The organism is Streptococcus parasalivarius (assembly GCF_054785155.1).
This window is the reverse complement of the sequence record NZ_BAABOB010000001.1, coordinates 183,130-210,032: the sequence shown is the minus strand read 5'-3', so window position 1 is coordinate 210,032 and position 26,903 is coordinate 183,130. Positions and strand designations below refer to the sequence as shown.

The following is a 26,903-nucleotide window of genomic DNA, read 5'->3' as shown; positions in this document are numbered from 1 at the left end:
TCTTTTAGGTCATCATCTTAAACGTCTTTACGGCGACGATGGCTATATGCTACACCCATGACTGCTGCCATTTCTGCTGCCACACCGAGGGCAAGCAAGGCAGTATCGTTAGCTTGACCAGTCTCTGGAAGTTGAGGTCCTGATTTCTCAGAGGATTGAACTGGCTTAGCTGGTTTTGGCGTCACCGGTGGAGTAGGCGGTGTTGGTGGTGTTGGTGGTGTTGGCGGAACCACTGGTGGTTTAGGTGGGACACTTGGTGGAGTCGGTGGTGTTGGCGGTGTAGGAGGTTTTGGAGGAATGTAACTATTGTTAAATTCTGTATCCAAAGGAAGGAGAACTGCTGCTACAAGCAGATTTTCCTTTTCACCCACAGTCTTGGTAACAGTCACCTGGAATTTAGCTACCATGTTATCATAAACCACATCGGCTTCATTGCCCTTGACTTCTTCAACAGTGTAGTAGTAAACACCTGGTTTGTCATAGACAATGTTTTCAAAACTAATGTTTCCTTGTGCATTATTGGTCACTGTTTGGATAACATTACCCTTGTCGTCCTTAAGAACGAAGCTAAATTCACCATCTTTGAGGTTACGGCCCGTAAGAACCTTGGTCAATTCGAATTTGGCCTTGGCTGGTTGCACTTCTTTAACATAGTTATTAAAGACAGTGTCTTTTGGATTAACGACCGTTGATACCAAAGCATCGCCATCTCGGGTCACTGTAATCCAGACAGTCGCTTTCATACCATCATAGATGATATCTTCGTTAGTTCCCTTAACTTCTTCAACAGTATAAGTGTAAGTTCCTGCCTTATCAAAGTGAAGTTCACTAAATGCAACTCGACCATCAGCTGTATTTCCAACAGTTTCGACAATATGGCCTGCACTATCTTTGAGGACAAATTGGAACTCATTAGCAGTCAAAGTTTGGTTAACACCTGCCTTAGTCAATTCCTTACTGAACTGAATAGCAGCTTTAGCTGGAGTCACAAACTTGTTGTTAAAGATGGTATCTTTTGGATTAACTACGGTTGAAACAAGAGCATCACCATCACGTGTTACCGTGATAGAAACAGCAGCTTTCATCGTATCATAGACAATTGCATCATCCTTACCTGCAAGTTCTTCAACAGTGTAGTTGTAGGTACCAACCTTGTTAAAGGTCAACTCACTAAAGGCAACCTGACCATCAGCTGTATTTCCAACAGTCTCAAGGACTTTTCCAAAACGGTCTTTAAGGACAAATTGGAATTGATCTGCTTTTAGATCTTGCTTAACACCTGCCTTGGTCAATTCCTTACCAAATGCAATTTTGGCCTTAGCTGGTGTTACCAATTTATTGTTAAAGATAACGTCTTCTGGATAGGCAACCTTAGCAACCAATTTAACCTGGTTATCTACAGTTTCACGAACAACCTGAATAGTGATATTAGCTTCTAGCTTATCATATACCACATCTTCATCATTTCCTGGAACTTCAGTCACACGATAATGATAGATGCCTGGCTTACTGAGTGAGAGATCTGAAAAGACAATTTTACCCTTAGCATCATTAGTGGTTTCCCCTAAGTCAACAGGATTGGCACTATCCGTCACATCAACCAGTTTGAAGGTGAATTCTTTGTCCTTGAGGTCTCTGCCTGCCAAGTCCTTCTCAAGCTCAAGATTGAAATGAGCGAGATTATCACCAATGGCATCTCCACGACCACCAACCAAGCGAATGGTTGACTTGTAAGAATCAGAAACAACATCCGCATGGAGTTTAATACGGTTGACAGGGTTGGTTGATTCTTCAACAGGTTTTGTCAAACGGGTTTGATACCAAACATAAACCATGCGGTCCAACTGATTGAGTTTAAGCTCAAAATGGGTGTCGTCATAAGAGAAACTCTTAATCAGGTCCATAGCCGATCCCTTGTCAATCCAAGGATCTGCTGAATCAATATAGCGGAGTTGCAAAGAACCATCCACAAATCGTTGATTGTCAGACCAAGTGTCAATCAATCTCAAGTTGTTAAGAACACGACGTGAGTAGTTAAGACGCATCTGCCAATTCAAAAGCGTCGGATCATTCTTGTCTTGACTACCCCACTTAGAAATAACCTCTTGACCTGGAGGAGGTGACTGCACTTTACCCACTGAAACATGAATGATACGTCCCTCAAAATCAAGAGTAAGATGTTCCCCTTCATCTACTTCTTCAGAATAAAGGGTATCCAACTCCAAACTCATGAGCTTATTGTTGGGATGTGTTTGGAAATAGTTATTAAAGGTCGTTGTGACACGATTCTTCTCAGGATCAATTTGAGCCAGACCTACAATTTGATTGTCTGGATTATAGACATTAATATCGTATCTAGTACGGAAACGCAACTGCTCAGGCAAATTAAAAATGACCTGATCTCCTTCATTGATGGTCATATCATCAGGGAAAGGAATATTGTGGTAGATTACCTTGCTAGTCGCGTACTTGCTATTTCCATTTGGAAATTCCATTTCCACATCAGGATTTTGAACATTAATTTCAGTTCCTGTCTTAGTCACCTTGACATCCGCTGGAATAGGGCGACTTAGATTGGTAATCTTAAGTCCGAAATTATCAGATGAAGTGGAACTACTATTACTTGCTGCAGCAAGTTCGCTAGCACTAGCTTCTCGTGTTTCACTAACAGTTACAGGTTTCTCACTAAGAGTTTCACTAGTCTTATCTTGTGATGAACTTGTTTGCTCAGAGCTTGCAACCGTTTGCTCTTGAAGCGCAACTTCACTAGAAACAGCAGTCACTGAGATAGCACTGGTACTTTCTGCCTGAACGGTAGGTTCAGCTGTCACCTCTTGACTTGAGACATTTGCGCTCGTCCTTTGGCCCCCACCATCAGACTCACTGGCTTCCTCAAGTACACTCGTCGCTGGTTGGCCTTTAGGCTCTTCAGCTTGATCTGCTTTGGCGGTACTTACACCAAAAACTGCAGACGAAAGTAAGACCGAAGCAACGCCCACCGTAAACTTACGGATGGAGAAACGCTGCCTCGAATCACCGAATCGGTTATTCATGATTCTATCCTCCCATTTTTACAAATCTTAACATTTTTGTAACCCTTTTCATTCTGAATTATACACTATTTTCAGAACTTTGCAAGATAATTATTTACCCCTTTGGAGGTTTTGTAAAGCTTTCTAAGATATCAATAGATAGTGAAATTTGTAAACCCTTATATGATAAGCTTTCTTTCGGAGTCTCTCTTTTAATATTATTTTTCTTTCTCATTTTATTGCCATAATTTTAATTCAACTTCCGTCTGAAAAATGCTAAAATTCAGATTTTTTCTTTAAAAAATGAGAAGCTTATCTTATCTAAAAGCAGAAAAAAACTGCCATTCTTAAATGAATAGCAGTCATCTTTAAATTAATTAAGAAAATGAGCATAAGCACTCATTTAATGTATTTTAGGCAAGTTCTTTGAGAAACTCAACCAAGATAGCAGCTGATTGTTTCCCCGCCTGAATAATGAATTCATCAAAGGTAATGTTAGCATCATGAGCCGCTGTATCACTCATGGCACGTACAACGATGAAAGGCTTTTTGACACTGTGTGCGGCTTGAGCAATAGCTGCTCCCTCCATCTCTACAGCCAAGACTTCTGGAAAATGCCCCTTAATGGCATCAATCTTGTCTTGACCTGCAATGAAGCTATCACCCGTAGCGATAAGCCCAATCTTAGAATCAATGGAAGCCTGAGCCAAGACCTTTTCGAAAGTCTCTACGAAGGTAGAGTCACTTTCAAAGTAAAGTGGCTGCATAGACATTTGCCCATAATCATAGCCAAAGGCTGTCAAATCAACATCGTGATAGGCTAATTTTGAAGCTACAACCACATCTCCAATTTTAAGTCCAGGTGCTACTGCTCCTGCAGAACCAGTGTTAATGAGGGCATCAACGCCAAAATGGTCTGCCAAGACAGCCACAGACATGGCTGACATAACCTTACCAACACCTGATTGTACCAAAACGACGTCGTGTTTTCCCAAACGTCCTGTGTAGTAGGTATTGCCAAGAACAGTTTCTTCAACCTTATTTTCCAATTGCTCCACTAGAAGCACTAACTCCTGCTCCATGGCAGCGATAATTCCGATTTTCATATAGTTCCTTTTCAGCTTGTAATCTTTCCTGAATCAGTAGCTAGGGCTATCTGACTCATAGACTTTTTAGAAATAAAAGACAGCAATGAAGAGAAGAATCAAGAGGACCACTACCCAAAAGAGGATGCGATTAAGCTTGTGTTGAAATTGATTGCGTTTGGCATTCTCAATTCGACGGCTCTTGTAGGCAGAAGGCTGATAATCAGCCTCATAATCCTCGTCATAGAACTCTTGATCATAGTCCTCATAATAAGGATGTTCCTCTAAATCGATTTCCCCACGCTTGGCCTGCTCAATGATATCGTCGGTCAAAAGTGGTTTGCCCATAGCTTATTTTCCTCCGAAATGAAGTGCATAGTATTGGAGTGCGATGATAGTTTTGGCATCCTGGATAGCCCCTGACGCTACAAGTTCCATACACTCTTCATAGGTCAATTCATAGAGTTCAAGGAACTCATCATCATCAAGTGGACGTGGATTTTCCACAGGTTTAAGGTTGGTCGCTACATAGAGTTTGATTCTCTCATTACAAAAGCCAATGGCTGTGTAAAATTCATAAATCAATTCCAGATCACCCTTGTATTGAGTCTCCTCTTCAAGTTCACGCGCTGCTGCAGCCATCTCATCGCCAGCTTCACCGACTTCCAGTTTGCCTGCAGGAATCTCGTAAGAAACCGCCTCAATAGCCTTACGGTATTGTTTTACGATAATGATTTTTCCTTCTGGGGTAACCGCTAAAACGGCTACTGCTCCCTTGTGGAAGATGAGTTCACGACCAGCCGTCTTACCGTCTGGCAAGAGGACCTCGTCTACTGCAACTTCAAAAATATGTCCCTTAAATTTTGACTCACGTTTGAGTGTTTTTTCTTCAAACTCCATGAATTGACTCCTTTTACTTCTGACCTCATTCTAAGCTACCTCTACTCTACAAGAGAATCTAGCTCAGATAGTCTTAAGCCTACTTTTGTTGGCTTGGGTGGTGAGGTTTCTTAATGGCATAGCCTTCTTTATTGACCTGACGGCCACGTCCAATGGCTACGCTGTCAGCTGGCACATCATCTGTGATGGTTGAACCAGCCGCTGTGAGAGCGTTAGCCCCAATTTCAAGCGGTGCAATCAAGGTTGAATTGCTTCCGATAAAGACATTGTTAGCAATTTGTGTCTTGAACTTGTGTTGTCCATCATAGTTTACGGTAATTGTTCCGGCACCAAAGTTAACGTCAGAACCAACTTCCGCATTACCAATGTAGGTTAAGTGACCAGCCTTGGTATTTTCACCGATAGTAGACCCCTTAACCTCAACGAAGTTACCGATATGAACATCTTTTTTGAGGGTTGAATCTGGACGAACATGGGCAAATGGACCAACGGTAACACCTTCTTCAACCACTGAGTGCTCAATCATAGAGTTAGTGATAACAGTTTTGGCACCGATAGTTGAATCAACAATATAAGTACCATTAGTAAGCACTGACTCTGCACCAATCTTAGTTTGTCCTTTAAGTGTCACATTAGCTTCAATGACAACATCTGGCTCAATTTCCACATCCACGTCGATATAAGTAGCGTTTGGATTTTGGAAAGTAACACCGTTGACCATGTGAGCTTTGTTGATACGACGACGCATAACATCTTCTGCCGTAGCTAGGGCAACACGGTCATTAACCCCAAGACTTTCTTCAAAGTCACGAAGGGTGAAGGCACCTACTTTTTCACCATTCTCACGGAAAATAGAAATGACATCAGTCAAATAGTATTCCCCTTGAGCGTTGTTAGTGTTGATATTTTTAAGTGCTTCGAAGAGACGTTTATTGTCAAAAACGTAAGTCCCTGTATTGATTTCTTTGACTTGTTGTTCGAATTCGTTGGCATCTTTTTGCTCAACAATCTTAGTCACTTCGCCATTTTCGTTACGGATGATACGACCATAACCAAATGGATTGTCCGCAGTTGCAGTCAAGATAGTGGCAACATTTTTGTGATTAACATGGAAATCAATAAGGTTTTTAAGGCTTTCACCAGTAATCAAAGGCGTGTCACCAGCAATAACAAGCGTTTGACCTTCAAGTCCAGCCAACTCATCTTCAGCCATCATTACTGCGTGACCAGTCCCCAACTGCTCAGTTTGCAAAGTGAAGGCAGATTGACCATCCAAAACCTCACGAACAAGTTCAGCCTTGTGACCAATAACAGTAACGTTCTTAGCTGGATCAATGGCTGAAACTGCACGGAAGACATGTTCAAGCATAGTGATGCCTGAAACCTTGTGCAATACTTTTGGAAGATCTGATTTCATGCGAGTTCCTTTACCCGCAGCAAGGATAATTGCGTAATTACTCATTTTCTTTTTCCTTCTTAAGATTTTTTTGTGATGGTTTCCTTCGTGGCGGTCTTAGCCTTGAGCCCCAAATCTCAGGGCCTCCACCTCCCACTGGGATAGCCTACGAAAGAAAGGGGCCTTGAAAACATAGTCTCTCATTTCTTAGAAAATATGTCCTCATAACTGAAGTTTTTTAGGGCCTCTGATTATCTATAATCGCCCTATTATACCATAAATGAAAAGGTTTTGGCAGAATGAAAGGTAATGAAAAAAGAGCTTACGCTCTTTTTTCTAAGGATAGTTGTCCTATAACCATTCTTTATATTTCTTAATATAGATATGCTTCACAAAGGTAACACTAAGCATATACAAAACGATAATAACAAACAAGAGAATGAAATAGAGACCATTTAGATGGCTAAGTTTTAAGAGACTAGCCAAAGGACTGTAAGGAAGAGAGGTTACAAAGACAGCAGCAAATAGGGTTGTCACAACAACAGATAGTGCTGGGTGGCTTTGAATAAATGGTAGTTTTGGTGAACGTAACATGTGGATAACCATGGTTTGAGACCACATAGATTCGATAAACCAACCTGTTTGGAAGATGATAATAAAGGCTGCTGCTTCTGGTGAACCATGAACATAGCCATGCCCCAAAATCATTGGCACAATGATGAAATAGAGCAAGATGTAAGTCAAAATATCAAATACAGACGAAATAGGTCCAAACCAAGCCATGAAACGCATGATTGATTTGGCTTCCCAGATATGTGGCTCTTTAAGAAATTCCTTGTCCACATTGTCAAATGGAAGAGCGATACAAGAAATATCATAGACAAGATTAAGGACAATTAAATGCACAGGTGCCATTGGTAGGAATGGTAAGAAGATGCTGGCAAAAAGGAGAGAAAAGATATTACCGAAATTTGAAGAAACAGTCATCTTGATATACTTGGTCATATTGGCATAGACCTTACGTCCTTCAACTAGACCTTTTTCCAAGACCATTAGATCCTTATCAAGCAAGATAACATCTGCAGTTTCTTTAGCAATATCAACAGCTGTATCCACAGAGATACCCACATCTGACACCTTCATAGATGGGGCATCGTTGATACCATCACCCATATAACCTACCTTGTGGCCATTTTCCTTAAGGCTTAGGATAATTCGTGCCTTTTGGTCTGGGGATAACTTAGCAAAGACTGTTGTCGTTTCCACAGCCTTAGCCAAATCTTGATCTGACATGGTATCAATGTCACTTCCAAGTAGGATGTGTCTCACATCTAGACCAACTTTTTCACAGACAGCCTGTGTCACCTTATCATTGTCTCCAGTCAAAATCTTTGTGGTCACACCATACTCTGCCAAAGCCTTGATAGCAGGTGCTGCTGATGGTTTTGGTGGGTCAAGAAAGGCAAGATATCCCGTCAAAATCATGTCACTTTCATCTTCGACACTAAAGACGTCATTTTCATTAAGCTGTGATTTATAGCTAACACCGAGAACACGCAAACCTTGTTCATTCAACTGGGCAACTTCAGCGAGAACTTCATCACGAACATCGTCGGTCAATGGGATAATGTCACCCTTGTATTCCACATAGTTAGAAACAGAGAGCATTTCTTCAAGGGCACCTTTTGTCACCATGCTGACAAAACCATCATTGTCTTTAACAATGACACTCATGCGACGGCGTTCAAAATCAAAAGGGAGCTCATCAATCTTGTGGAAGGTTTGGTCAAGGTCACGAACAATCTCGTGTTTCTTAGCTTCTCTCTCAGTTCGACTAATAATGGCACGGTCCATAAGATTTTTCAAGCCAGTTTGGAAATAAGAGTTAAGATAGGCTCTCCGAAGCACTGAAAGGTCAAGGTCGCCATGGATATCAAGAGGGTACTCAAGAACGATTTCATCCTGAGTCAGGGTTCCTGTCTTATCCGTACAAAGGATGTCGATAGCCCCTAGGTCTTGAATAGCATTAAGCTTTTTGATGACCACCTTTTCCTTGGCCATAATGATAGAACCCTTGGCAAGACTGGCTGTGATAATCATCGGCAACATTTCTGGGGTCAAACCGACTCCCACACTAAGGGCAAAGACGCCGGCTTCAAGCCAGTCCCCATCTGTTAAACCGTTAATCACAAAAACAACAGGAACCATAACCAACATGAGTCGAATCAAGAGCCAAGAAATGGAATTCATCTCACGTTCAAATGAAGTTGGTTCGTCATAAGTATTGATGGTCTGCTCAATTGCTCCCATCATGGTTTCATCACCAACAACTAAAACCAAGGCTGTTCCACGACCAGAGATAACATTAGTTCCCATGAAAGCAAGGCTCTCACTTTCAAGCAGGCTCTCTAGATTTTGACCATCTGCTTTAGCCAGACAAGCTTTTTCCACAGCATCGCTTTCACCTGTCAAGCCAGACTGTTGAACAAAGAAATCACGAGAATCTAGTAAGACCACATCAGCCGGAATCATATCTCCCGCACTTAGTTTGACCACATCTCCAACCACAATTTCATCAATTGGGATTTCTTGCTCACTGCCATCTCGAAGTACTGTTGCTGTATTGACAATCATGCGAGACAAATTACTGGCAGCCTTGTCGCTACGAAGTTCTTGAATAAAACGGATACCACCAGATATCAAAACTAGAGTGACAATGATGATAGAAGTCGTTGGGTCTTCTTCACCCTGTTTAGCAAGCCAGACATTGGTGATAAAGGAAACCAGAGCAATGACTAAGAGAATAACAGTAAAGGGATTGATGATAGATTCATAAATCTTTTTGATGATAGAATCCTCTTGTCCTTTGGTTATGACATTTTCCCCATAAAGGTCACGGTTTTCTTCTACTTGGTCTTCCTTCAAGCCATCCAAATGAGTCTTGTAGCGAGTAAGGGTTGTTTCAAGTGGCTCTTGAAGAGCAGCAATAAGTCTTTCTTTATTTGTTGACATTGGAATCTCCTTATTTAATCAGGAGCCAATCACTTATGGAGTCCCTAAGACACTAATCAGCGATTGACTGGTTAGGTGCGGTTCGGGGTGATCGTCGATTAGTCTCATAGGTTTCTCCTTTCATTTTTTTACATAGTGGGTGGACCTCAGATAAAAGAAAAGAGTCCTACCCATATACAGGTAAGACTCTATAAACTCGAGGTTGATTTTTTAATAGATTCTGTCAAAAAATGGACCGTTCAAGCTTTAGCTCCGCAAGGCGATGAAATGAGCTTAGTCTTGACCTTGGCGATCAGGACTGTTGACCAACGAGTAGTGTCTCCACTGCTTTGCGGTAGTCATCCGTATCCTTGTGGTAGCCTCACCTACCGTATTTCACTGAAAATAATACTCCTAAGGCGGTAACTTGTCAAGGGGAAAAGTTACTTTTTGCTTGAGTGGGTAATAAAAAAAGAGCTTCCGCTCTTTTTTGTAAGATATTCTTTTGTAAAATGGATTTTTTTAGACTTTCCTTAAGTGAGTACGGACGTCAGCGAACTTCTTCGAAGCTCCATGACTAATTTTTGAGCCCCTTCACTTTTTAATTTCTAGGCTCAGGCTAAAACAGTTCCCAAAACTGTTTTACTCTCAAAAATTCCGAGTTAGTCTTTTGATCGAATGAGTTAAAATTATCAAACCAAGATTGAGAATCAAAATTAAAGATTCAAAAAGAAACAATTTACTTCTTTTAAATTTTCTTTTGCTTAATTCTAGAAAGTTCTCAGCTCTTTCCTACTTTCTTTGCTTGATATAAGTCCCTTGTAGCTTACCGTGTAGAATGTAATCAACAGATTTGAGCTCATCAACAGTCCGACAATCAAGGGCACACATGATGAGACGAAGGTCATCTTTCCAGCCATTAACAATAGCCACAACCTTATCCACAGGGTAGCGTTCTACCAATTCAAGGACAGTTCGTGAGAGGCCTACACCTTTTGCTCCTAGAACCAGACATTTGACCATATCAAGTGGGTTCCGCACGCCACCAGAGGCTAGGATTTCCACATTATCACGAAGGTCTTGGGCTTGCAAGAGGGTCTGGACGGTGCTTTGTCCCCAGTCATTGAGGTAATCACGGTTGCCGCCTCGACTATTTTCAATATAGGCGAAGCTAGTCCCACCACGACCTGAGATATCCACAGTTTTGATGCCCTGAGACATGGCGTAACGAATGGTTTCCACATCCATACCAAAGCCGACCTCCTTGAGGACAAGTGGACACTCTATTTTCTGTGCATAAGCCGCCACATTTTCCTTCCAGGTATGGAAAATACGCTCTCCTTCAGGCATGAGGAGCTCCTGCACAAGATTAACATGGAGCTGTAAAAAGACTGGGTTCATAGCTTCCACCGTCTTAATTCCCAGGTCCACAGACTTATCCACACCGATATTAGTCGCAAGGTCTAAGTCTGGAAACTCTTGGCGATAGTCAAAGGATTCTGGTGCTTCCCCCTTTAGAGCAGCACTGTAGGAACCTGTCACCATGAGAATACCTGTTCGACTGGCCACCTCAGCTAGTTTTCGATTGACAGCCCCACCCTTGGCAGAACCACCTGTCATGGCATTGATATAAAAGGGAAGATCCCAATCTCGTCCCGCAAAATGTGTGGACAAGTCAATCTGATCTAAATCATAAGTCGGTAGAGACTTGTGGATAAGTTCCATATCGTCAAAACTATTGTAGGGCGACTGGTACTTAAGGGCATAACGGATGTGATCGTCTTTACGATTTGTCATAGGTTATTTCTTTACTTTCTTGCGTGATAATGTCTACTTAGCTGACCCCTAAACCTCATACAAAAGCTCTATACCTTCCTGCTGCCAGCGATTAACTAGGCTATCTCGGCTTGCTTGGTCAAAGGCAAAGGCGATACCACAGTCGCCACCACCTGCTCCAGAAGACTTAGCGATAGCATCGAGTCCTTGCTCTGCTTCTTTGAGTTTTTTCAGCTTGGCCACATAAATATCTGGACTAAGTGATTCCAACTGGTCACTGACAGCCTGAAGGCTGCTCTTAAGCAAGTTCTTATCTCCTGTTACCAGTGCCTTTAGGGCATCTTGGACGGCCACTTCGGTCTCACTTAAATACTTGCTTGATATGCGAGATTTGGCCATTTTAACCATGTCTTTTGAAATAGCAGCTTGCTTGGTCCACCCCACTAAAAAGTGAGCTTGGAGAACTGGCACTATAGGACTGATACGATAGCCCCAGTCTTTTTCCAAAAGCTCTGATAGAGTTATTTGGTCTATAAGCTCTGCTATTTTTGCACGGTCAAAGGAACGATAGGAAATCAGATCCTCGTATACGATACAAGCTAAATCTCCCATAGAACCATTATCTCCCTGCTTGAGAAGGGTGTAGCTAGCTAGCTTAAAGAGAATGTCTTTAGATAAGTCTTTCTGAAGAGCTATTGCCAAGGCCTTGAGGGTCAATACCACAACAGAACCCGAAGAACCGATACCAAATTTAACCCCATCTCGTTCCAACTTTCCAGTGATGGAAAGGTCCAGACTAGGCAACTTCTCACCACAAAAAGCCTCAAAAGTATTCAAGGCCTCTTGAATGAGGGCGTAATTTGCGTCTGGCTCACGGCCCACACTATAGTCAAACATGTCTGAAGACAGCTGTGTGCTTGGAGCTTCCTTGACCTCTGCTGACATGAAAATGGGAATAAATTGGATTAGGGCTGTCTGCCCATGTGTTAAGACTGAGTATTCTCCAGCAATGTAGAGTTTCCCACCAGTTTTTACTGTGACCTGACTGACCGACTGCTTAGGCATCTGGCAACTCCTTAGTGCGTGAAACGATGACCTGATAGTCCTTACGGAAGTGGTCTGCTAGGCGGTCTAGGTCTTCTTCCAGACAGAGCACCTTAACATTTGGTCCTGCATCCATAGTGAAATAACATTGCTCACCAGAGGCACGGAGGGCCTTAACCTTGTCCATAGCCTGATAAGAGGCTTCCGTTAGATATGAAAATGGTGGGTTAGCCGTACTTGTTGTTTGGTGCATACGAAGGGCATTGGCTTCTGTAAGCTCACCGACCGCTTGGAAATCATTTGCTTTGAGATAGGTCAACATATCCTTGTAATCCTGCTCAGACTGTTTAACCCACTCTGGGAAAGAGGTCGATGTTTCGGTGCACAATTTCATACCGTCCCGGCTTGATACGGGTTTCTTTTGATCTGTCAAAACCAGCATAATCATGGCCAATTTAAGGTCTGTTTCAACCGGGTAAACCTCACCACTATCCTTGTCCCAGGCTGCCAATGGTCCAAAGAAGGACCGTGATGACGAACCTGAAGCAAACTTGGCAATTTGAGCTAATTCAGACTGCGTTTTTCCGACTTGGAAGAGCTCGTTAGCTGCTTTAACTAGGGCAGAAAGACCTGAGGAACTTGATGATAGACCCGCTGCTGTTGGCATATTGTTCCATGTTTCGATTTTGACATGTTGATTTGGATTAGTACGGAAGAGATCTAAAACCTTGCTAGCCTTAGTCGTCTCTTTTTCCCCTTGGAGCTCATCATCGATATACATGACATCACCAGTCGCATCCTCAGGCAGAAAAGATAACTTGGTTTCCGTATACATATTTTCCAAAGTCAGTGAGATACTACTGGTTGAAGGAATCATACGCTCCGCATCCGCCTTACCCCAGTATTTGACAATAGCAATATTTGCGTACGATTTGACGCTTATAGGCTTTCTATCCACGTGTTTACGGCTCCTTTTTCTTGAAGTTTTTTAGCAATCGTTTGGGCTTGGTCTTTAGTACTTGTCAGGGCAATAATACAGCCACCAAGTCCTCCGCCTGACATCTTGGCTCCCAGTGCACCATGCTCCAGAGCAGTTGCTACTAGAAGATCCGACAAATCACAAGACACCCCTAAAGATTTAAGGTGATTATGGGCTTGAGACATAAGTTTTCCAAGAAGCTTTTGATCCTTGGCTTTGAGGGCGCGTTCTGCCTTCTTACTTAATTCGCCCAGTTGGTTGAGATCTGACAAGGCATCTAAACCAATAGCCTCAACCTTTTCCACAGCCTCACGGGTATTTCCATGGATACCCGTATCAGCAATGACCAGATAAGCACCTAAATTGACCTCGATTTCCTTGAAACCGATATTACGCGTAAAGCTAATGGCTTGATCACTCAAGCAGGTCTTTGCATCTAAACCACTAGGTTTACTATGGGCAATGGTCTCCGCCTGATGAACTAGCATTTCCAAGGTCTCCTGGCTAAGCTCCTGATCAAAATAATCAAAGACCGCTCGAATTGCCGCAATGGCTACAGCCGCAGACGACCCCATGCCACGCTTTTCAGGGACACTAGACTTAATAGCATAGCTGATAGGCTGATTCTTGATTTTCAGATAATTAAGAGCTGAAAAAATAGCCGTCGTCAAGGGATCTTGAGCCTTTAGCGTCAAAAGAGTCTCAGCCGCCTGAATCTGACAGACAACCTCAATATCCTTAAGAGGGAGGGCAAGGGCAGGATGACCATAAACGACCGAGTGCTCCCCCATCAAAATAATCTTACTGTGAGCCTTGCCCACTCCTACTTTCTTAGTCATAAATTACACACACTCACAGACGAATTTGCAGGCGAGTGTCTTTCTAGATTTTTCATACAGATTCTAGTGGTGACTCAAGGTCAATCAAGCATTCAAAGGAGACAAAGAGCACCAATCTAAAGAATTTTCTTATAGCACTTCTATCTTATCATCAAAGTGCAAAAAAAGCGACATCTAACCTAGGGTGTCGCTTTGTATGGATGATATACTCACAAAAAAGAGCCTCTCGGCTCTTTTCATTTTATATCGCAAACAAATCGTTTAGGTTCTCAGCCATAGTTGGGTGAGTGAAGATTTGCTTAGCCAAATCTGTGTATGGAATACCATGGTTCATAGCTAGGGTAATCAAATTGATAATTTCATGAGATTCTTGACCAAATAGGGTCACACCCAAGATTTCCTTAGTTTCAGGATTAACCACAGCTTTGAAGGCACCACGCAAATCACCGTTCACATGACCACGAGGCATACCTGCCACTGGCATTTCTTTAACTGCTACTGGCAAGCCTTGTTCCTTGGCTTGGTCTTCAGTAAGGCCAACCTGAGCCAAAGGTGGGTTTAGGAACATAGCTGTTGGAACAACTCCACGTGTTTCAAGGTTATAGCTACCATCTCCTGTTAAGTAATTAAAGACAATACGGAAATCATCTAGTGAAATGTAAGTGAATTGGAGACCACCATTAACATCACCCACTGCAAAGACACCAGGAACACTTGTTTCCAAATGCTTATTAACCTGAATACCTCCACGTTCTGTCAAGGCAATATCGGTATTTTCCAAGTGAAGAGGTTCGATATTAGGCTTGCGTCCTGTCGCATAGAGGAGAGCATCGAAACGGAAGTCCCCTTTGTCAGTAACCACGACAACTTCATCACCGTCATTCTTAACTTCAGAAGTTTTAACACCTTGCTCAAAGACAATGCCATCCTCTTCCATGTATTCCTTGGCCAACTTAGCAATAGATGGCTCTACACGTGGCAAGAAGCTAGTCGCTGCATCCAAGACAGTCACTTGGCTTCCCAAACGATTATAAAGGCCAGCAAATTCAAGACCGATATTACCACCACCTAGGACACCCAAGCGTTTTGGCAAGGCTTCAAGGGTTTGAATACCAGTTGAATCGTAGACATGCTCAGTTGTTGTCAAACCAGGAATAGGCAAGACATTAGACACGGCACCTGTATTGATGACAATAGTCTCAGCTGTAAGCTCTTGACGGTCATCACCTGCCACCACTTCGATGACCTTATTTGACACAAAATGTGCCTCTGCATCAATGACATCAACGCCATTGTCTGCCAACATTTTATAATTCTTAGCATTAAGACGACCAGTCACCGCACCACGTTCTTTCATAGTGTCGTCAAAAGACCAGCCCTTCTCAGCCGCAACAATCATAGTCTTGGTTGGGATACACGCAATATTAATGCAAGTACCACCATACATGGCTTTACTGCGCTCGATGACAGCAACTTTCTTACCAGCTGCATTCATCTTAGCAGCCAGAGTTTTACCGGCTTTACCGAAACCGATAACAATCAAATCATAGTTTAACATTTCTGTATCCTCCTATCTACCGCCATTCTATCATTTAATTTTTCAGACTGCACACAATTGAACCGAAAATAAAAAGAGGCTACAAGCTCCACTGTAACCCCTTTCTCATTCTATTTTAATAGGTTTCTATCAGTCCACTACCTAAGCATTCTTTCGCAGAAATTCTAATATCATTTTATTAAATTGCTTACTTTCGATAAAGGCTGCGTGACCCAGTTTGCTAAATTCATAATAGGAAGCATTTGGAATGCCATTTGCCAGTTCCCTGGCGCCATTCACTCCCAGAACCAGATCTTTTTTAGCTCCCAAGACAAGAGTCGGACAGGTGATTTTATCAAGGGACCTATGGCAATCAAACTCAAGAATTGACTTGGCTAAACAGACAAAGCGATGGCGTTTTTCCTTGCTTACAGACTTCAAAAATAATCTGTTAATCACATATAATTTCTTTAAAATAGAAGACGAAAATGATTTACTCATCGAATCCTTATTTAGCTGGTCCATATCGTTATTTTCAGCCATCTCTATCCACCCTCCGATGGTTTCTCTACTGATGGCATTATTGCGAGAGAGTGTCAGAGCTAATACTAGCTTCTTCACCTTTTGAGGATACTTGATAGCAAATAGCTGAGCAATCATGCCTCCTTGAGATATGCCTATGATAGAGGCATTATCAATATGTAACCCTTGCAAGGACTGATAGAGGTCATCCGCCATATCCTCAATAGAAACGCCTTCTTCGATGCGGTCCCTTCTATCAAAAATATAGACCTTGTACTCCCTAGCGTATCGATAAAATAGCGAGTAAATGGCAAGGTTGGACATATCACCTAATCGTTGCAAACTTAATCCCGTAATGATAATAAGAGTTTTGTCTCCCTTACCAAAAGTAACATAATCTACACCTGGGTCCGACAAATGATTTCTTTGAATGGTAAACATTATCTACACACTTTCATTGTAAGATTTAAGTATTATCATGCGTCCGGGGCATTATTTGATGCCATGATGATAATACTTACCAAGACAACAAAGGTAACTTGCCAAAGAATGAAGGCCATGAAATCCCCACCTTTAAAAATAAGCAGGTCACAAACTAAAACAGCCAACAGCACAGCATTTTTTCTAAAAAGTTGGTCATAGTTTTTCCCAAAAGTTTCAAAAGAAATATCGGCTCCTATCTTACGAACAAGCTTCACATGATAAATAATCTCAACCAGGGATGCCACAACTACTGTAATTAGCAGTTTGGTCAAAGAGACATCCATACGAAAACCAAAATAAAGAACGACAAGCTGAGAGAAAATAATTGCTGTGAAAACGCGAATATGGTTGGCCATTGTAAAGCCTCCTTAATACAAAAAAAATTCTGTGTACTCATAAAACTTCTGAATCAAAGAAAGTCATAATGGTATTAATCAGTAATAATCAATTTCAAATGGTGTAAACATTAATGTGTATAATTTATTGTTTAACTAATATCAAGATCCGAGGAAACAATTTCTCCTAACTCTTCATTGCTAATCGTTTCCAAATCTCCCAATCTATTAGCCTGATTAACAATACTACGTTCAAATAAATTTCTTATCTCTCGAGCATTAGCAAAATTCTCTGTTTTTTCAGAACATATAGTACTTAAAAATACCCCTAAATTTCTTTTCGCATCCTCTGATAACCTTAAGCCATACTTATGACAAAACAAATTGAAGATATCTAATAATTCTTCTTCAGTATAATCCTCAAATAAAATACTCTTATTAAATCTAGATTTCAGCCCAGGATTGGATAATAAAAATGCCTCCATTTGTTTAGTATAGCCAGCAACAATAACAACAAAATCATCTCTTTTATCTTCCATTGCTTTTAGAAGAGTATCAATAGCTTCCTGACCAAAATCAGATTCACCTTTTGCTAAGGAATAAGCTTCATCAATAAACAGGACCCCACCCATAGCTTCATCGATTTTTTCTTGAGTTTTAATGGCTGTTTGTCCAACATAGCCTGCAACCAGACCAGAACGATCAACCTCAATAAGTTGACCTTTTTCTAACACACCCAATTGTTTATAAATCTTCGCAATCAGTCTGGCTACTGTCGTCTTTCCTGTTCCTGGATTTCCTAGGAAGACCAGATGGTTAGAAGTCTTAGGTGTACTTAACCCTCTTTCTTTTCGAATCTTATTGACTTTCAATAGATTTATCAAAGACGAAATTTCTTTCTTTACACTCATAAGTCCAATTAAAGAGTCGAGTTCTTTTTGAAGATCTTCTAATGATTGCTCTGATTCCATATCCTCAGAAGATACTCTAGTTAAAGAAATATCCGGAGTAATTCCTTCGGTATCCTTTATGTAATTTTGATTTTTCGAGGAATCTAACTTTTCTTGTTTTTTAAGTTTTTTAGCATCTTCTTTATAATCATTTACAATTGCCAAATATTTAAGAAATTTATTATTATCAATATGATTCCTATCTAAACTGTTTGAAATATAATATTTTCCAATTTCAGCAATGACTGTCACATACAAGGATGACAAGGTAATCCCCTTATTGCTGAATACTTTCATATCAAGTAAAGATAAAATTTTAAAAGATTCCGGTAATTCATTATTACATGCTTTTGGGAGAAGGGGATTGTATTTTGTGTCGAGATACATCAATTTAAAGAATGAAATCCTATCTTTAGATTCATCTTTTGAAATATAATCTATAAACGTTAATATATCCACGATAACCAATTCATCTATAGATTTTATACTGACATCTCCAGAGGAATGTTTCTTGATGCTATTACAGGCTATCAGAAGATTGTTTACCGCATTTTTAATATCAATATTCATAAATAAAATCCTAATTATAATAATTCAATCTGCTTATGCATTTCATTATATACTCTTGACGTCTCCTCGGTTTGCCTATTTTCAAAAGCTTCTTCTAAAGCATTTTCCAGATCCTGCTTTAATTCGTTAATGTTAAACTCTCGAAGATTATTGAGAATAGCACCGTCCTTAATTGCCATAATTAATTCTTGATTATCTTCAATTTCTTGTTTTTGACAATTAACTTGATTAAATAATTCCTGACAATAAATATCTACCTCTAGAGTATTAAAACCTGCTTCAAAAAAGGCATAATCCTGAAGTCTTTGTATAAAATCGGGCATCGATAATTTACTATATATACTCATCCATTTAGAGTGGGACGAATGCCATGCATCACCATCGGATAAGATTTCCATATTATTAAGATAATAAAGTTCATCAAAATACTTAATTGAAGTTGTAAACATTGATAAAAGTGAAAAAATTGAAAGGATAGTTTCTTGCTTATCTGTAACTATTTCTTTTCTTAAACTATCATACAGAAGGTTTAAAACATTATATATATTATCAACCAAAACTCTCATTTTGTCTTCAGAATAAGGTTTTTGTCTTTTTCTACAGTCAAGCATATCCGTGTATTCCGAAAGGACCTTACCAAATTCAAAAGTTGTATTAACGTTATTCCCCTGTTTCATTGTATCTTGCAGTTGATTTAATTGTTTAGTAATATCAAAACTCAGTTTGTCAAGTTTCTCATACATAATAGCAAATCCAGCGGAAGTGGTAGCTAGAGTTAAACCATTAAGAATCAAACCAAGATTTTGTGATTTAGCAACACTCTGAATTAATTGTTGGTTATTCTGAAGCAAATTATTATTCTGAGCAACTATATTGACAATCTTTTCTGCAGTCTTTTTAGCCTCACTCTGTTCAAGCCCATTTAATACAACCTTCTGAAATGCCTTGAACTTACTATTTCTGCCACGCATGACGATTTCCATAATATTGTCATTATTTAGGAAAGGTTGTAATTGCTCAATTGATTCTATATTTAAAATACCTACCATGCTACTATTCTCCATCTACATTATGGTTAATAATTTCAAATAAAACTATTGTCGCTATGATATAGTTACACCATTCGAATGAAAATTCTTTATTTTGAACAAAAAATACATTCTTTGTTTCAAAAATATTTTTAGGTGTCTTAGACTTTTTCATTGACTGAAGAAGTTTACTAGAAGTTAAACTAGAGATAGAATAATCAAAATTAGAAATAGTATCATTTTTATTAATTATTTCAGCATAGAGACAAAACATAATTCGTGAATAATCCCGTAGTCCATTATAATCGATATCATTTTGCTTTTTGTACTCAATTATTTTATTATAATATTTTCTTGCTCTAGGGATATCCTCAGAATCAGTATTCTTTTTCCTAGGACTCTTTTCTATATATTTTGAAACTTTATCATCTAGAGATTGCATATATTTTTGTAGTAGATTAGGAAAATCCTTGTTGTTACTATACTCTACTTTCTCAAAGTAATCATAGAGTTTTTCAGCAAAAATACTCTGAGTGACTTCAGAATCATCAAGAAAATTAAATCCGAAAAATTCTCTAAAAAAATAAGTTTTAAATTCAAAAAAACTATCACTATCAAGAGATAGAATTGTATTTTTAAGTAATTCTTTTTTATCCATTATTTATCCATTCTTTTTATATACTTTTCTATAGCATGAAAGCCAATTCTATATCATAATTATACCATGAAAGCACTATCATTAATGACAAGAAAAAAATAGCTTTACCCATTATATACAAAAATAAGTCACACCAAATCATGGTGTGACTCCTCTTTGTTTATGCTAAATAATCTATTTATGCCAATTCATCAATTGATGTATACTCTCTGTTTAGACCTTTTGCAACCGGTTTGCTAGTAATATGACCTTGGTAAGTTGTAACCCCTTGACGCAGACCTTGGTCGTCGTTAATGGCTTTTCTGAATCCTTTTCCTGCAAGGGCTTCGATATAAGGCAAAGTGACATTGGTAAGGGCAATAGTTGATGTACGTGCCACAGCACCTGGGATATTGGCAACAGCATAGTGAAGGACACCGTGTGTTTCATAAACAGGCTCATCGTGAGTGGTCACGCGATCCGCAGTTTCAACAACCCCACCTTGGTCAACGGCAACGTCAACAATAACAGAACCTGGACGCATTTGTTTAACCATATGGTCAGTAACAAGTTTCGGTGCTTTAGCACCTGGGATAAGAACAGCACCGATAACCACGTCAGCATCACGAACACTCGCTTCAATATTGAGCGGATTTGACATAAGGGTTTGAATTTGGCTACCAAAGACTTCCTCAAGGACAGACAAACGTTTGGCACTGATATCAAGAATAGTCACTTGAGCTCCAAGTCCAAGGGCAATACGGGCTGCATGTGTCCCTACGACACCACCACCGATAATAGTCACTTTCCCTTTAGGAACACCAGGTACCCCACCTAGGAGAACGCCAGAACCACCCTCTTGTTTGGTCAAGAAGTGAGCACCGATTTGAACGGCCATACGTCCTGCGACTTCACTCATTGGAACCAAAAGTGGTAGGTGACCTTCTTGGCTACGTACTGTTTCATAGGCAACACCTGTTGTCTTAGCGTTGACCATAGCATCTGCCAATTCTGGAGCTGCTGCCATGTGCAAGTAAGTAAAGAGTAAAAGATCTTCGCGAAGGAAGCCATATTCAGCAGCAAGTGGTTCCTTAACTTTAACGACAAGCTCTGCCGCCCATGCTTCTGCAGCAGTTGCAACGATTTTAGCACCTTGATTTGCATAATCTGCATCGGTAAAACCAGAACCAAGGCCTGCATTTGTTTCGATTAACACGACATGTCCCTTAGCCACAAGACTTTGGACACCTGCAGGTGTAAGGGCTACACGGTTTTCGTTATTTTTGATTTCTTTTGGAATACCAATTAACATACGTTTCTCCTTATTCGGAAGTTATAAGGTCAACCATCAAAAAGATGACTTGACCACTCCCTATCTATTTTTGAAATGATAACGCTTTCATTTTAACTAAAATCAAAAAAAAAATCAAGAGAAAAAAATCTCCTCTATTTTTAGACCTTAGAATCATACTCCCCTAACTATCTAAACAATCCACAAAAGAACCCAACCAATCGGCTGGGTTCTTAAGTGTAAACTAAATGATCAAAAGATTTTTTCTCCTTAAGCACGTCCTCCTTTTCAATATCAAAAGTAGTACCAATTTAAAGTCCTTAACTCTTAACAGAATAATCAAAGAGTCCTTGGTCTTTTAAGGGCTTATGTCCCAAGAGAAACTCAGGATGCCACTGAACACCTATAAATGGGGCGTCAGTGAAGCTCTCAACTTCCTGACAGGGTTTTCATTACTGGTAATACCGATTAAGGGAATGGCCATTTGCCTTTCTCCTTAAAATAGTCAAGTAGGAAAAGGGCGTTTTCCACATAGTAATTCACAGCTACTGGCAAGGCCTCATCTTTCACAAGAAAATCATCATGGTGCCAGTCTGGTGCATTTTCTTCACCATTTGAGCCAACAAAGGCAAAGACTCCTGGTATTTCCTTTTGATAGGCCGCAAAGTCTTCGCCCCCTGTTGATGGCAAAGTTTCAATCACTTCTGCGAAGGCTTTAGAATTTTCAAAGATGAGTGGTGTGAGTGTCTGGTCATTGTAGGTCACGTAAGGTGAATTGCCCCAGGTTATCTCTACCTCAGCACCGAACTGGTCTGCTGTCGCCTGAACAACCTTTTCAAAGCGAGCAATGACATCTTCACGAACCTTAGGCTCAAAGGTACGAATTGTTCCTTCAAAAAAGCCTGCTGCTGGAAGAACATTCCAGGTATTTCCAACTTCGATATGAGTAACTGACAATACTGCCGATTCAAAGGGCGATACCGTACGAGCCACAATCTGTTGTAAATTGTTGATGATGGTCGTAGTGACCAAGACCGTATCCACACCCAAATCAGGACGGGCAGCATGGGACGAAACACCTTTAACATCAACCCTAAACTGCTCCACACCTGCCATGATAGCTCCCGAACGAAGACCAATCTGACCAGGTTTCAAGTGAGGATTATTGTGATAACCGATGATAGCTGACACACCGTCAAGACCACCCGCTTCAATGACCTGATAGGCCCCTTGGAAATTTTCCTCGGCTGGTTGAAAAATCAATCGAACGGTTCCCTTAAGCTCGGCTTCTCTTTCTTTTAAAAGCTGAGCAGCTCCGAGAAGAGAGGTCTGGTGAAAATCATGACCACAAGCATGCATGGCCCCATTGTCGCTGGCATAAGGGAGTCCTGTCTTTTCCTTAATCGGTAGGGCATCAATATCAGCACGCAAGGCAATAATCGGATAACCTGACCCAATCTCAGCGATAAGTCCTGTCTTCAAGGGATAATTTAAAGGCTCAATACCTAGATTTCTCAAATAGCCTTTCAAAAAGACTGTCGTCTCATGCTCCTCCTCAGAAACCTCTGGATGTTGGTGAATCTGATGACGTGTCTTTGCTAAATGATCGTAAAATGCTTCTGTCATAATGAACCTCCCTCTCTGATTAGTCTCGGATTGTCAATCCTTTTTTGAAACTCTCAATCGAATTGATTCCATCATACCACCAGAAGCGACACTTGAGAAATCAAAAATACTTATAATATTCCATAAGTATTTCTTATACCTCTAAAAAACACTGTCATTATAGGTATTGTAGTATAAAGACTAGCGATAAGATAGGCTTATCAGGTGATTGAAAGTTCCTATCGCACCTTAAGCCACATAGGGCTACTAACCCAAATAAGTACGCAAGATTGTTTTTTCCGCTTCAGTCAAAGTTCGGTAGGAACCTACTGCCATCCCTTCATCAAGCTTAAACTCTCCGAAAGAGATACGCTTAAGATAGGTCACCTTGACCCCATAAGCTAAAAACATCTTTTTCACTTGATGAAACTTGCCTTCTGAAATCGTGATTTTAGCGCAACTTTTATCACTCGCAGAACTTAAAACTTCCAGCTGAGCTGATTTACAAACAGTACCATCCTCAAAGACAACACCAGACTCAAAAAACGCAGGTGCATCAGGCCCCAGATTATCATTAACCTCAACGTAATAAGTCTTAGCCACATGATAGCGTGGGTGAAGCAGGGCAAATCCCAAGGGACCATTGTTGGTAATCAACACCAATCCTTCCGTATCTCTATCCAATCGACCAACAGGATAAAGCCCCTCTCGCTGATCTTCAGGCTTAATCAAATCAATGACTGTTTGGTGTTCCTTGTCCCTTCGAGCTGACACTACACCTGCTGGCTTATTCATAAGGTAGTAGACTTCTGGGGCATGCTCCAGTTCCTTACCAGAAACCGTGATGGTTTGAAGACTAGCATCCACATTAAGATTATCTTGTTCAGCCAAGATGCCATCCACATATACCTGACGGCTACGAATAAGCTTCTTGACTTGATTGCGAGAACCATAGCCTGCCTGTCCTAATAATTTGTCTAAACGCATAACCTTATTGTACCACGGATAAGCCTGGTCTAGCAGACTAAAAAAGCCCACCTAACATGGTAGACTTATCCATTATTAACACTTACACATTCACATGGAAGATATGCCCAACCAAGAAGGTCACAAGCATGGTCAAGAGTCCTACTGTCAAGTTACGCAACATAGCTTGTTTAACAGGCGCTTTCCCAAGTTTAGCACTGATATAGCCAGTCAAGAGCAAAGTCAGTGCAACCACGACCACTGTTACAGGAATACGGTAAGGCTCTGGGAAAAGCAGGATAGCTAATGTTGGTGGCAAAGAACCCACTGAAAAAGCAAAGAAACTAGAGATGGCAGCATGCCATGGGTTTGTGATTTCTTCTAAATCAACTCCATATTTTTCCTCAACCAAGACCTTGATAGGATTTTTACTAAAGGCCTGATTGACCTTAACTTCCGCTGCCGTTTCGCAATCTCCTTGGCTGAGGAAGGTTTGATATAAACTTTCTCTAGCTGCCTCAGGTGAGCAATCCAAAAGGGCTTGTTCCTTAGCGATAGCCGCTTCTTCGGTATCCTTTTGCGTTGACACACTGACATATTCGCCACCTGCCATTGAAAAAGCACCGGCAAAAATCGCTGACAAGGCTGAAATCAAGATAAACCAGATGTTAGATGTCGCACTGGCCACACCGATAACCACTCCCGCAATGGAAATGATACCATCATTGGCCCCCAAAACACCTGCTCTCAAAATATTCAAACGCTCTGCAAAATTCTTATCTTCCAATTTATTTGCTCCTTATTTAGAATCATTCTAAAAAACATTATAACAGTTATTTAGAATGATTACAAATAAGAAGTTTGAAAAAGAGCGTTTTATGTCATCCCAATAAAAAATCAGACCCAAAAGTCTGGTCTGATTCTAACACTATTTAGTCTTCATTTTCCAAATCGTCTAGCTGTTTTTCAAGACGTCTTCTCTCATATCTTCCCAGTGCAACGAGACCCCAATTCATAAAAAAGACAGAGGGAGCATACAACATATAAGTAACTGCCCAAGTCATAAGATATCTAGGATCCAAGGGATTATTATGATAGACATCATGGTTGTACCGATAGTTAGCTGACATTATCATAAGTGTGATAAGCCCAGTCACCAGTAAACAACCTAGGACTGTCATACCAGAACCCCCAAAAGTGTTAACACTAAGTCGTGCAGATCTATAAATAGACCAAATCCATGCTATCAACATTGGAAAGGCCAAGTAATTAGAGGTGATGGCACCCCTATTAAAGAAGGAGCTATAGACCAAGCATACAAGCGTCCCTGCAATCATTATGTAAAAACATTCAGCAGCAACCTTATTATTTAGAGCTTTCTCGCGTTCATCTGTAACCTTATTATTAATCAGTTTGAATTTCATCATCTTTACTTCCTTCCTAATCCTCCCAAAACAGTTGATCCAAAGTCCTATCCAGTGTCTTGCAAATGGCAATGCATAAGGCTAGGCTGGGATTGTACTTTCCAGCTTCAATCAAACCTATGGTTTGTCTTGTTGCACCTACAGCTTCTGCCAAGTCACCCTGGGTCATATCATGCTCTGCTCGAGCTGCTTTTAAACGTAAATTCTTTGCCACATGCCCCCTCCTTTACATCATATCTGATATTATCGTCGAAATTGATTAGGTTCACCATCTGTTTCCATTTATATTATACACTATATATTTCTATTTGCAATATATATATGCCATTATTTTAGAAATAAATTGCAAAATAAAGAGCCAAGATTTCTCTCAGCTTCTTAACTCGTTTAACTTAAGCAGGTGTTACATCCAAGCTCTCACCAATTGCCGCAAGGCGTTCAACAACGTCTTCTTGGCTCAAACCATTTTCAGGGACATAACGGTTGCGTGGGTGAACACGGCATTCATGTGAGCAGCCACGGAGGTATTTATCTTCATTTTCCTCTGAAGCAAGGATACGACGATTACAGAATGGGTTACCACAGTTGACATAGCGTTCACAAGGTGTGCCATCGAACCAGTCCTTACCGACAACGATAGGATCTACATGGTTAATATCAACAGCAATACGCTCGTCAAAGACATACATCTTACCATCCCAAAGTTCCCCTTGAACTTCTGGATCCTTTCCGTAAGTTGCGATACCACCGTGCAATTGGCCAACATCTTTGTAGCCTTCACGCACCATCCAACCTGAGAATTTCTCACAGCGGACACCACCAGTACAGTACACAACCACGCGCTTGTCCATGAACTCTTCCTTATGGTCGCGGACCCATTGTGGCAATTCACGGAAGTTGCGAATGTCTGGACGAATGGCTCCACGGAAGTGACCAAGGTCATACTCATAGTCGTTACGTGTATCGAGGACAACAGTATCCTCATCTAAAAGAGCATCTTTAAACTCTTTTGGTGATAAGTAAGCACCTGTAGTTTCAAGCGGATTGATGTCGCTGTCAAAGTTGTCATCCTCTAAACCAAGGTGAACGATTTCCTTCTTGTAACGAACAAACATCTTCTTGAAAGCTTGTTCTTCTTCCTCATCAATCTTGAACCAAAGGTCCTCCATCCCTGGAAGGCTGTGAACGTAGTCCATGTATTTTTGAGTGGTTTCATAGTCACCAGAAACCGTTCCGTTGATCCCCTCGTCAGCGACTAGGATACGTCCTTTGAGGCCGATTGACTTACAGAAAGCCAAGTGGTCAGCCGCAAATTGCTCAGCATTTTCGATGGGAAGGTATTTATAATAAAGCAATACTCGAATAGGTTTTGCCATTGTATATCCTCTTTCTTTATGAAATATCTATATCTGTTGTTTGATAGTCAAAGTCAACTTAACTATTATAGCGCTATCAAAGAGTACTAGGCAATTGATTTGTTTGGAGGAGAATTGTCACAAAAGAAAAAGGCTGA

At 40.6% G+C, this 26,903-nt stretch carries 23 protein-coding genes and 1 riboswitch; all 23 genes read right to left on the bottom strand.

The genetic code is table 11. The features are described 5' to 3' along the window. Positions 1 to 17: 17 nt before the first annotated feature. A complete protein-coding gene (locus ACYVQ1_RS00990) occupies positions 18 to 3,053 on the bottom strand; it encodes a Spy0128 family protein (protein WP_461249532.1) in 3,036 nt (1,011 codons plus the stop codon). Between the two features lie 392 nt (positions 3,054 to 3,445). Beyond that, complete coding sequence (locus ACYVQ1_RS00985; protein WP_002886153.1) at positions 3,446 to 4,138, bottom strand: 5'-methylthioadenosine/adenosylhomocysteine nucleosidase; 693 nt, start codon at positions 4,136 to 4,138, stop codon at positions 3,446 to 3,448. Positions 4,139 to 4,204: 66 nt separating this feature from the next. Beyond that, positions 4,205 to 4,465 (bottom strand): cell wall synthase accessory phosphoprotein MacP, encoded by a 261-nt coding sequence (gene macP / locus ACYVQ1_RS00980; RefSeq protein WP_013990959.1) that lies wholly within the window; start codon positions 4,463 to 4,465, stop codon positions 4,205 to 4,207. A gap of 3 nt (positions 4,466 to 4,468) precedes the next feature. Then, complete coding sequence (locus ACYVQ1_RS00975) at positions 4,469 to 5,017, bottom strand: NUDIX domain-containing protein (protein WP_014633436.1); 549 nt, start codon at positions 5,015 to 5,017, stop codon at positions 4,469 to 4,471. 79 nt (positions 5,018 to 5,096) lie between these two features. Then, positions 5,097 to 6,479 (bottom strand): bifunctional UDP-N-acetylglucosamine diphosphorylase/glucosamine-1-phosphate N-acetyltransferase GlmU, encoded by a 1,383-nt coding sequence (glmU, locus tag ACYVQ1_RS00970; protein WP_014633437.1) that lies wholly within the window; start codon positions 6,477 to 6,479, stop codon positions 5,097 to 5,099. A gap of 285 nt (positions 6,480 to 6,764) precedes the next feature. Then, entirely contained in the window at positions 6,765 to 9,425 is a 2,661-nt protein-coding gene (mgtA, locus tag ACYVQ1_RS00965) for a magnesium-translocating P-type ATPase (RefSeq protein WP_461249531.1), read from the bottom strand. A 224-nt stretch (positions 9,426 to 9,649) separates the two neighbouring features. Next, positions 9,650 to 9,805, bottom strand: a riboswitch (M-box (ykoK) riboswitch). A gap of 391 nt (positions 9,806 to 10,196) precedes the next feature. Beyond that, complete coding sequence (fni, locus tag ACYVQ1_RS00960) at positions 10,197 to 11,201, bottom strand: type 2 isopentenyl-diphosphate Delta-isomerase (protein ID WP_461249530.1); 1,005 nt, start codon at positions 11,199 to 11,201, stop codon at positions 10,197 to 10,199. 48 nt (positions 11,202 to 11,249) lie between these two features. Continuing rightward, positions 11,250 to 12,245: a phosphomevalonate kinase gene (locus ACYVQ1_RS00955; RefSeq protein WP_461249529.1), complete on the bottom strand. Its 996-nt coding sequence runs from the start codon at positions 12,243 to 12,245 to the stop codon at positions 11,250 to 11,252. Next, complete coding sequence (gene mvaD / locus ACYVQ1_RS00950) at positions 12,238 to 13,182, bottom strand: diphosphomevalonate decarboxylase (protein ID WP_461249528.1); 945 nt, start codon at positions 13,180 to 13,182, stop codon at positions 12,238 to 12,240. Before mvaD ends, ACYVQ1_RS00955 begins: the two co-directional genes overlap by 8 nt. Beyond that, entirely contained in the window at positions 13,164 to 14,042 is an 879-nt protein-coding gene (gene mvk / locus ACYVQ1_RS00945; protein WP_461249527.1) for a mevalonate kinase, read from the bottom strand. Before mvk ends, mvaD begins: the two co-directional genes overlap by 19 nt. A gap of 241 nt (positions 14,043 to 14,283) precedes the next feature. Then, a complete protein-coding gene (locus ACYVQ1_RS00940; protein ID WP_461249526.1) occupies positions 14,284 to 15,600 on the bottom strand; it encodes an FAD-containing oxidoreductase in 1,317 nt (438 codons plus the stop codon). Between the two features lie 141 nt (positions 15,601 to 15,741). Beyond that, positions 15,742 to 16,542 carry an alpha/beta fold hydrolase gene (locus ACYVQ1_RS00935; RefSeq protein WP_461249525.1) on the bottom strand — a complete coding sequence of 267 codons (801 nt, stop codon included), beginning with the start codon at positions 16,540 to 16,542 and terminating at the stop codon, positions 15,742 to 15,744. A gap of 35 nt (positions 16,543 to 16,577) precedes the next feature. Beyond that, complete coding sequence (locus ACYVQ1_RS00930) at positions 16,578 to 16,940, bottom strand: hypothetical protein (protein WP_461249524.1); 363 nt, start codon at positions 16,938 to 16,940, stop codon at positions 16,578 to 16,580. Positions 16,941 to 17,071: 131 nt separating this feature from the next. Beyond that, complete coding sequence (locus ACYVQ1_RS00925; RefSeq protein WP_461249523.1) at positions 17,072 to 18,439, bottom strand: AAA family ATPase; 1,368 nt, start codon at positions 18,437 to 18,439, stop codon at positions 17,072 to 17,074. A gap of 14 nt (positions 18,440 to 18,453) precedes the next feature. Then, positions 18,454 to 19,488 (bottom strand): hypothetical protein, encoded by a 1,035-nt coding sequence (locus ACYVQ1_RS00920; RefSeq protein ID WP_461249522.1) that lies wholly within the window; start codon positions 19,486 to 19,488, stop codon positions 18,454 to 18,456. 4 nt (positions 19,489 to 19,492) lie between these two features. Further along, positions 19,493 to 20,125, bottom strand: a complete 633-nt coding sequence (locus ACYVQ1_RS00915) for a hypothetical protein (RefSeq protein ID WP_461249521.1) — start codon at positions 20,123 to 20,125, stop codon at positions 19,493 to 19,495. A 178-nt stretch (positions 20,126 to 20,303) separates the two neighbouring features. Continuing rightward, positions 20,304 to 21,416, bottom strand: coding sequence for an alanine dehydrogenase (gene ald, locus ACYVQ1_RS00910; protein ID WP_461249520.1), 1,113 nt, complete (start codon positions 21,414 to 21,416; stop codon positions 20,304 to 20,306). 447 nt (positions 21,417 to 21,863) lie between these two features. Continuing rightward, positions 21,864 to 23,021, bottom strand: a complete 1,158-nt coding sequence (locus ACYVQ1_RS00905; RefSeq protein WP_461249519.1) for an amidohydrolase — start codon at positions 23,019 to 23,021, stop codon at positions 21,864 to 21,866. 246 nt (positions 23,022 to 23,267) lie between these two features. Continuing rightward, positions 23,268 to 23,987 carry a 16S rRNA pseudouridine(516) synthase gene (locus ACYVQ1_RS00900; RefSeq protein WP_461249518.1) on the bottom strand — a complete coding sequence of 240 codons (720 nt, stop codon included), beginning with the start codon at positions 23,985 to 23,987 and terminating at the stop codon, positions 23,268 to 23,270. 82 nt (positions 23,988 to 24,069) lie between these two features. Then, on the bottom strand, positions 24,070 to 24,753 hold the full coding sequence (locus ACYVQ1_RS00895; protein ID WP_461249517.1) for a VIT1/CCC1 transporter family protein: 684 nt from the start codon (positions 24,751 to 24,753) through the stop codon (positions 24,070 to 24,072). A 145-nt stretch (positions 24,754 to 24,898) separates the two neighbouring features. Further along, positions 24,899 to 25,393 carry a DUF6773 family protein gene (locus ACYVQ1_RS00890; protein ID WP_461249516.1) on the bottom strand — a complete coding sequence of 165 codons (495 nt, stop codon included), beginning with the start codon at positions 25,391 to 25,393 and terminating at the stop codon, positions 24,899 to 24,901. A 13-nt stretch (positions 25,394 to 25,406) separates the two neighbouring features. After that, complete coding sequence (locus ACYVQ1_RS00885; protein ID WP_180473436.1) at positions 25,407 to 25,604, bottom strand: helix-turn-helix transcriptional regulator; 198 nt, start codon at positions 25,602 to 25,604, stop codon at positions 25,407 to 25,409. 178 nt (positions 25,605 to 25,782) lie between these two features. Then, the gene (gene trhO, locus ACYVQ1_RS00880) at positions 25,783 to 26,766 is read right to left on the bottom strand and encodes an oxygen-dependent tRNA uridine(34) hydroxylase TrhO (RefSeq protein WP_461249515.1); all 984 of its coding nucleotides are present in this window, start codon (positions 26,764 to 26,766) and stop codon (positions 25,783 to 25,785) included. Between the last annotated feature and the right edge of the window lie 137 nt (positions 26,767 to 26,903).

What these genes read in the sequence shown, in the direction of transcription:
- ACYVQ1_RS00990 (WP_461249532.1), bottom strand. Translation starts at nt 3,053, where the DNA reads ATGAATAACCGATTCGGTGATTCGAGGCAGCGTTTCTCCATCCGTAAG.
- ACYVQ1_RS00985 (WP_002886153.1), bottom strand. Translation starts at nt 4,138, where the DNA reads ATGAAAATCGGAATTATCGCTGCCATGGAGCAGGAGTTAGTGCTTCTA.
- macP (WP_013990959.1), bottom strand. Translation starts at nt 4,465, where the DNA reads ATGGGCAAACCACTTTTGACCGACGATATCATTGAGCAGGCCAAGCGT.
- ACYVQ1_RS00975 (WP_014633436.1), bottom strand. Translation starts at nt 5,017, where the DNA reads ATGGAGTTTGAAGAAAAAACACTCAAACGTGAGTCAAAATTTAAGGGA.
- glmU (WP_014633437.1), bottom strand. Translation starts at nt 6,479, where the DNA reads ATGAGTAATTACGCAATTATCCTTGCTGCGGGTAAAGGAACTCGCATG.
- mgtA (WP_461249531.1), bottom strand. Translation starts at nt 9,425, where the DNA reads ATGTCAACAAATAAAGAAAGACTTATTGCTGCTCTTCAAGAGCCACTT.
- fni (WP_461249530.1), bottom strand. Translation starts at nt 11,201, where the DNA reads ATGACAAATCGTAAAGACGATCACATCCGTTATGCCCTTAAGTACCAG.
- ACYVQ1_RS00955 (WP_461249529.1), bottom strand. Translation starts at nt 12,245, where the DNA reads ATGCCTAAGCAGTCGGTCAGTCAGGTCACAGTAAAAACTGGTGGGAAA.
- mvk (WP_461249527.1), bottom strand. Translation starts at nt 14,042, where the DNA reads ATGACTAAGAAAGTAGGAGTGGGCAAGGCTCACAGTAAGATTATTTTG.
- ACYVQ1_RS00940 (WP_461249526.1), bottom strand. Translation starts at nt 15,600, where the DNA reads ATGTTAAACTATGATTTGATTGTTATCGGTTTCGGTAAAGCCGGTAAA.
- ACYVQ1_RS00935 (WP_461249525.1), bottom strand. Translation starts at nt 16,542, where the DNA reads ATGTTTACCATTCAAAGAAATCATTTGTCGGACCCAGGTGTAGATTAT.
- ACYVQ1_RS00930 (WP_461249524.1), bottom strand. Translation starts at nt 16,940, where the DNA reads ATGGCCAACCATATTCGCGTTTTCACAGCAATTATTTTCTCTCAGCTT.
- ACYVQ1_RS00925 (WP_461249523.1), bottom strand. Translation starts at nt 18,439, where the DNA reads ATGAATATTGATATTAAAAATGCGGTAAACAATCTTCTGATAGCCTGT.
- ACYVQ1_RS00920 (WP_461249522.1), bottom strand. Translation starts at nt 19,488, where the DNA reads ATGGTAGGTATTTTAAATATAGAATCAATTGAGCAATTACAACCTTTC.
- ACYVQ1_RS00915 (WP_461249521.1), bottom strand. Translation starts at nt 20,125, where the DNA reads ATGGATAAAAAAGAATTACTTAAAAATACAATTCTATCTCTTGATAGT.
- ald (WP_461249520.1), bottom strand. Translation starts at nt 21,416, where the DNA reads ATGTTAATTGGTATTCCAAAAGAAATCAAAAATAACGAAAACCGTGTA.
- ACYVQ1_RS00905 (WP_461249519.1), bottom strand. Translation starts at nt 23,021, where the DNA reads ATGACAGAAGCATTTTACGATCATTTAGCAAAGACACGTCATCAGATT.
- ACYVQ1_RS00900 (WP_461249518.1), bottom strand. Translation starts at nt 23,987, where the DNA reads ATGCGTTTAGACAAATTATTAGGACAGGCAGGCTATGGTTCTCGCAAT.
- ACYVQ1_RS00890 (WP_461249516.1), bottom strand. Translation starts at nt 25,393, where the DNA reads ATGATGAAATTCAAACTGATTAATAATAAGGTTACAGATGAACGCGAG.
- trhO (WP_461249515.1), bottom strand. Translation starts at nt 26,766, where the DNA reads ATGGCAAAACCTATTCGAGTATTGCTTTATTATAAATACCTTCCCATC.